Origin of the sequence: Komarekiella delphini-convector SJRDD-AB1 (genome assembly GCF_014831675.1) — a bacterium.
Classification (GTDB): Bacteria; Cyanobacteriota; Cyanobacteriia; order Cyanobacteriales; family Nostocaceae; genus Komarekiella.
The window spans coordinates 85,160-91,159 of record NZ_VJXY01000030.1 but is presented as its reverse complement, the minus strand read 5'-3'; the positions used below and the strand labels follow the sequence as shown (position 1 = coordinate 91,159).

At 37.4% G+C, this 6,000-nt stretch carries 10 protein-coding genes; 3 read left to right on the top strand and 7 right to left on the bottom strand.

What is annotated here, in order from left to right:
- Window positions 1–119 precede the first annotated feature (119 nt).
- Entirely contained in the window at window positions 120–365 is a 246-nt protein-coding gene (locus FNW02_RS23780) for a DUF5615 family PIN-like protein (protein ID WP_191759959.1), read from the top strand.
- Window positions 366–427: 62 nt separating this feature from the next.
- Here the strand turns inward: FNW02_RS23780 and FNW02_RS23775 are convergent, their stop codons facing one another.
- Window positions 428–673: a hypothetical protein gene (locus tag FNW02_RS23775; RefSeq protein WP_191759954.1), complete on the bottom strand. Its 246-nt coding sequence runs from the start codon at window positions 671–673 to the stop codon at window positions 428–430.
- 335 nt (window positions 674–1,008) lie between these two features.
- Between FNW02_RS23775 and FNW02_RS23770 the strand changes: the two genes are divergently transcribed.
- Window positions 1,009–1,482 carry a hydrogenase maturation protease gene (locus FNW02_RS23770; RefSeq protein WP_191759953.1) on the top strand — a complete coding sequence of 158 codons (474 nt, stop codon included), beginning with the start codon at window positions 1,009–1,011 and terminating at the stop codon, window positions 1,480–1,482.
- A 19-nt stretch (window positions 1,483–1,501) separates the two neighbouring features.
- Here FNW02_RS23770 and FNW02_RS23765 read toward each other — a convergent pair whose 3' ends face one another.
- From FNW02_RS23765 to FNW02_RS23755, 3 genes are read right to left on the bottom strand one after another with little or no spacing between them, the layout of a single operon-like run.
- Window positions 1,502–1,876: a hypothetical protein gene (locus FNW02_RS23765; protein WP_191759952.1), complete on the bottom strand. Its 375-nt coding sequence runs from the start codon at window positions 1,874–1,876 to the stop codon at window positions 1,502–1,504.
- Between the two features lie 18 nt (window positions 1,877–1,894).
- A complete protein-coding gene (locus tag FNW02_RS23760) occupies window positions 1,895–3,205 on the bottom strand; it encodes a nitroreductase family protein (protein WP_191759951.1) in 1,311 nt (436 codons plus the stop codon).
- Entirely contained in the window at window positions 3,192–3,677 is a 486-nt protein-coding gene (locus tag FNW02_RS23755) for an ankyrin repeat domain-containing protein (RefSeq protein ID WP_191759950.1), read from the bottom strand. The genes FNW02_RS23760 and FNW02_RS23755 overlap by 14 nt, the downstream gene beginning before the upstream one ends.
- Before the next feature lie 769 nt (window positions 3,678–4,446).
- Here FNW02_RS23755 and FNW02_RS23750 point away from each other — a divergent pair.
- Complete coding sequence (locus tag FNW02_RS23750) at window positions 4,447–4,656, top strand: TOBE domain-containing protein (RefSeq protein WP_099066363.1); 210 nt, start codon at window positions 4,447–4,449, stop codon at window positions 4,654–4,656.
- A 142-nt stretch (window positions 4,657–4,798) separates the two neighbouring features.
- Here FNW02_RS23750 and FNW02_RS23745 read toward each other — a convergent pair whose 3' ends face one another.
- The 3 genes from FNW02_RS23745 to FNW02_RS23735 form a co-directional block, all read right to left on the bottom strand.
- On the bottom strand, window positions 4,799–5,050 hold the full coding sequence (locus FNW02_RS23745) for a FeoA family protein (protein WP_191759949.1): 252 nt from the start codon (window positions 5,048–5,050) through the stop codon (window positions 4,799–4,801).
- 108 nt (window positions 5,051–5,158) lie between these two features.
- Window positions 5,159–5,458, bottom strand: coding sequence for a 2Fe-2S iron-sulfur cluster-binding protein (locus FNW02_RS23740; protein WP_191759948.1), 300 nt, complete (start codon window positions 5,456–5,458; stop codon window positions 5,159–5,161).
- Window positions 5,459–5,624: 166 nt separating this feature from the next.
- Window positions 5,625–5,996: a HesB/IscA family protein gene (locus tag FNW02_RS23735; protein ID WP_191759947.1), complete on the bottom strand. Its 372-nt coding sequence runs from the start codon at window positions 5,994–5,996 to the stop codon at window positions 5,625–5,627.
- Window positions 5,997–6,000 lie beyond the last annotated feature (4 nt).

Sequence of the window (6,000 nt, the reverse complement as noted above, 5' to 3'; positions counted from 1 at the left end):
AGCTTTCTCCAATTCTTCTTGGCTTTCTGAAATCTCGATTTGGAATGGACGACTCATCACAAAATCACTAAATGCACCTATCTATAAGTTTGACGTAGTTTGGCGCGTCTTCATACAGAATTGGTATCACAGAGGCAAGCGATAGCGAGATTTGGGAGTTTGCGAAGATTGAAAGGTTTTGTATTCTTACACAAGATGCTGACTTTGCAGAGAGAAGCCGTCTTTACGGTTCGCCTCCAAAGGTGATTTGGCTAAGGTGTGGAAATGCAAACATCGGTAAGGTAGAGGCGATACTTCGATCTGGAGCAGAGGCAATCCAAGAATTAATAAGTAACGAAACTTTAGATTGTCTTGAGCTTTACTAAGCTTAAAATTGTGATATGATCGCCCCTATTCAATATTGAACTCAAACGCGATCGCTCGTCACTTACCGTCGTTTCTTCGGTGGTTCGTTCTTGGCCAACAAATCAGCAAAGTCGTAAATTGTTACTGTTGGCTGTGGCACAGAGCGGGGTTTCATCTGAACCAATTGCGCTGCTGTACCCAGCCCGATCATTCCTCCACCCACGCCGTACATCGTATTTCGCCCTAGGTACTGCACTCCGAAATATCCAAAGACAATCGCCCCTGCTGTTGCGCTAATGTTTGCAATGATGCAAGAAGTCCGTTTCATACTCAGATATCCTCCTTCCCCTTAAAAACTTTCGCTACTCTCCAACAAATCGGGAAAATTTGTTCCCTCTTGCCTTTGGTGTTCGATTATGCGCCCGACTTCATCAATTGCTTCAATTATCTGACTTTTCCCGTTAAGTCTTAAAAGACTTGATCACAAAGGATTAGAGAAAAAGCACATCATATAAGGTAAAGTAATTCAAATCGGGTTCTAAAGGTAACAAATCATGTTTGTTAAGGGTTTAAAGTAAGTGAGTACTGCTTACACTTCTATCATCATCTCAAGAAGGGTGCTTTGACTGAATTTGCAACTGTTTAAACAATTAAATCTCATCCATGCTAACTATTATTGGTTGCGGTAATCTCAATCGCAGTGATGACGCGGTTGGTGTAATCATCGCTCAGCGCTTACAAAAATATCTAGCTGAAAATCCTCACCATAACGTGCGCGTATATGACTGTGGAACCGCAGGTATGGAAGTGATGTTTCAAGCTAGAGGTAGTAAGCAATTAGTAATTATTGATGCAAGTTCCACTGGTTCGGAACCGGGTGCTGTATTTAAAGTTCCAGGAAAAGAACTGGAAGCTTTACCTGAACCTAGTTATAACTTGCACGATTTTCGTTGGGATAATGCTTTAGCCGCCGGACGGAAAATCTTTCAAAATGATTTTCCTCAAGAGGTAATTGTTTATTTAATTGAGGCGGCAAATCTTGGTTTGGGACTAGAGTTAAGTCCTGCTATTAAGCATTCTGCTGATTTGGTTTTTGAAGAGGTAGTTGCACTTATCAAACAGAATATCAACTTTTAGTTAACAATCCAAAATTGAATTAGGCCCAATCCCGATAAACAGAGAGTTCATCTACCCTCATTTCAAAAGGTATACCCTGAGTTTCTGGGGGACAAACACGAATTTTAGCACTGCTGATAATTCCGTAAAGTAATGTCCCCATTGGCACAATTTTTTGTAAAACTCGCCAGTTAGTAACTTGATCGGGACATTCAATTACTAATGTCAAAGCATTAGCATGGGTTGTGACATACCACCGACAACTAGATAAGAGATTTTGAATGGTGCGATCGCAAGCTTCATAAAAGTATTTGCTAATAGAATACTCTAGTTGCTGCCGCAGTATAATATCCGCAGATGTCGGTTGTATAGGATGTGAGTCATCACTATTAAAGTAATACATCTTTCTACTCATTTCTATTGAAGTTCCTACTTACATTCCAATTGCTATCCCATAGAGTACATCTTTATTTGTTTCTAATAATTCCTTGGTGTCATCATCATAGTAAGCACCAATTCCACTACATTGAATTCCCAAATAATTACTAGCTAGATAAACTCTCTGTCCCAGAAAACCAGCTATTTGCATAGCAGTTTGGTAATTTAGATAATCAGATACAAAAAATAAAGTTACAGCACAATCTCTAGCGATGGATACGCCAACGTCTTCGACGAACGCTTGATTAATGCATAAGTAACCTGTCTTTTCACTAAAATCACCCAACTTAATCAAATGCCTACCTTTGTATAACCCAGGTGACGTCTTCTCCACTCGATGCACAACCGAGTAAATTTCTATCTCCTCATAATTTTCTGTTGGTATTGGCTGCTGAAGTTGCCGCAATATATATAAATAATCTTCTTGAGAAATAGACTGTTTCCGGAAACGTCTAATAGAACGTCTATTCCAAATAATTTGGTAAAATTTATCCTTGTCAAAGTTAAACTGAGGCTGTTTGAGTATCTGTTGGTGACTCTTCTGCACAGATGTTACTTGATAACCTTCTTCAACGAACTGGTTAGCTTCAAAATAATCTGTGCCACAAACAAAAGGAACTTTCATCCTTAAGTTTCTGACTTTCTTATCCTGTATTTCACCTGAAAAAGCACAAGCGGTGATAAACTCTTTATTCTCAAATCCTAAATCGTTATTGAGAGCAAGTTTATCAAAGTCAAAAATTAACTGTATGTCTTTGTCGTGAAGATAAGCTGAGGCAGCGAGCGCACCTAAATGGTGTCCGCTATCTAAAAAGCAATATCTCATGCTCCTGTTTTTATATTTCCAGCTAGACCTATAATAAACACAACTAATTAAAAAGATGAATCCCTTGATACTTTTACCCGGTATAATATAACTCTCTAACCCATCATCAATTAATTCATAGATAAGTGTTAGACAATTATTCTCAACTTCTAGATGATATATGCCATCTACTAATCCCTGGATGCCGCGAACCTGTACGTAAACTTCCGTAGGATACAGAGCGCCTGCTGATGGATTTACCCGCAGTTTAGAGCAACCATCTTTATACACTTTCTCAAGGGTAACTGCACTAGTTAACCCGATAAAAGAGTGAACAAGATTATTAAAATCTAATCTCACCCTTCGATAAAAGTTTGGATAAACTTTAAATGCAGATGTTTGAGTTGAAGCATCTACATAATTTGGATCAAGTTGTACTGATAAGTAAGAATGCTTGGTAGATTCATGATAGGCTTTACTTGATATCTCATTTGATGGCATTTTTGAGTATCCTTAGAACTTCCAAATTACTAGCAAAATCTATAGCTTTATAGTCGTCTAAGTTCTTCAAATGCATGTTAGGATAATACTGTAAAAGCAACTTTACAACTTCTGTTTTGCCAGATGATGCTGCATACATTAAAACAGTTGCACCATTATCATTTTGGTTGTTAATATCAATGTTGGCAGCAAGCAATAAATGAATTAAATCGTAATGATTGCCAAAACAAGCAAACCATAAAGCATTGTTGCGTAGGCGTAGCCCGCCGGAGGCATCGCTATTTCTAGCATTGATATCCGCACCTGCTTCAATCAGTTCTTGAACTACTACATATACTCCTTCCCTTGTAGCTTTCATTAAAGCTGTGTCACCATTTTCACCTGGCTGATTTAAAATCTCAGGATTATAGCCTTTTGCTATTAGCCACTGGTTTGTTGCTTCACTCAAACTTTGCTTACTTACTTGACTCATAGTGTTCGTGAATTACCAAAAATTGTAAGTAATTACCAAGTTCAATTTGCTCAGAAAATGTAATGGTGGGAATTACCCACCATAATCAAAAAAATCTATACAATTAGTTATTCGAGCGTAGCTACTAATTGTCATAAATTAGGTTGCTGTTTTTTCTGGTTGTGTTGCGCCATAAAAACTAGCTTCTACTTCAATATCTACTAAGCCTCTAGCTTTAATAGTCCTTTTAGTACTCACACCATAATTAAGAGAATAGAAACTTGATCCGTCGTCTTAAAAGTAGTTACAGAAATGCAACATGACTTTTCGGAAGCATTGAATCTATCTCAAAACTTCATAAATTTGACTAGTTTTTGGTAGGACATCTTGTTTGATGTTGAGTGTATCTCACTTCCTGCCTATTTATAATATTTACCTAATACTCAAGCAGAAATATTTGATATCACTCTAGAAATACTTTTTGCTAAAGTCTAGTTGACTAGCAAAAATTTAGCTTAGTTATATATTATCACTTTAATAATTTTAAATTATGAATCATTTATAAAGTTCTCCAAACGTATCTCAATAAAAATATTAAAAAATTCTAAAAAAGCAGCAGAATTTACAACTTTTTAGGAAGTAACAAACGTTTCCCACAGCGTCAAATCTACCTCCATCACAAAATTTTTCGCTTGTAGGCGTGTTTTTTTATTAAGAAAAACCAAAAAACTACGCTTTTAAAAGTCTAATTTGATAGTTTAGTTTAGACGTAATTAAAAAAAGGTAAAAAATGGAAATCAGCGCTCGCAACTCTCTTAAAGGCACTGTAAAAAAAGTTGTACATGGTTCGGTTAATACTGAAGTAACTCTAGAACTCGCACCAGGAGTAGAGCTAGTGTCAATAATTACAAAATCATCGGCAGAAAAGCTGGGACTTGCCGAGGGTAAGGAAGCTTATGCTGTTATTAAGTCATCAGATGTGATAGTTGCTGTTGATTAAAAAATAAGCGACTTACTAGCAAATGTAAGTCGCTTTGTTTCTTGTACTAAGTTACATTCATAATATATAGATTAGTCCCTCGTCTATATAAAGCCTTTAAAGTAAAGACAAGGCAAATAAAACTTATAAATATAGTTGATGATCAACTATCAATAACACGGACATAAATAGCACGAATACTTTCTTGATCTATTGGGAAAAGTATATTTCCAACTTGGATAATTGCAGAGGGAAACTGTTGTTCTAAAGTAATAATAGTTCCTGGTGTTATTCCCATTGATCTCAGTTTTTCCAAAATAGTTTGATCATGAGTTTTAGAGAAAACTACGATTCCTTGCTCTCCTGTTCTCAACAATTCTAATGAGCAGCCAGTCACACTAAAAGGGATATACATTTAAGTTATTAACCATAAAAGATTAAGGATGAAGAATGTTTTGCATCCTTCATCCTTTTTCAAGCTAAGATTTCAAAGATTGCTAAGAATAGCAGTTTGCTCAAGCTTTTAGACGAGATAAGGTTCTTGATGTGTCTTAATCGTGCAATTAGAACGAGGATAAGTAACGCAAAGTAGGGCGAATCCTTTCGACATTTGCTCGTCATCTAGGAAAATTTGATCAGATTGATCGACTTCACCATCAACGACTTTACCAACACAACTAGAACAAGAACCTGCGTGACAAGAGAAAGGTAACTCAATACCATTTTCTTCTGCTGCTGCCAAAATGGTAGTATCTTCGTCAACTTCAATTGTGGTGTCGAAGTTTTCTTTTTTGCTGATCAATCTAACTTGGTAGCTGGCCATTTTGTGATTCTCCTCAAAGGTTATACGATTAGATTTAATTCCCGAAGCTGTTGAGTTTACCTATCCTACTCTTTGGGCATTTACGAGAAGCCGCCACAGTGAGATTTGATGCTAACGGAACTGAGAAAAACCTCAATACTAGTGTCTTTCAAAGTCCCAAATAGTATTAGCTACAGGGGGTTCCAGTAGGCGTACAGTCACCAGCTTTGAAGGACTTTCCACAACCGCAGGTATCAGTTGCATTAGGATTGACGAACTTAAAGCCGCTTTCCATCACTCCCTCAACAAAGTCAACTACAACGCCTTCTAATAGAGGCGCACTTTTGGCATCCACGTAAACCAGTACCTTGCCTTGTTGGAGTATCAAATCACCAGGTTGTGGTTTGCTGGTGATATCGATCGCATACTCATAGCCACTGCAACCACCATCTTTCACGGAGATGCGAACACCTTTAGTTGCGCCATTAGCGTCGGGAGCTGAACCTCGCAGGAATGCCCGCAGATGAAATTCTGCTTTTTCTGACAAAGTAACGGTCATCAAA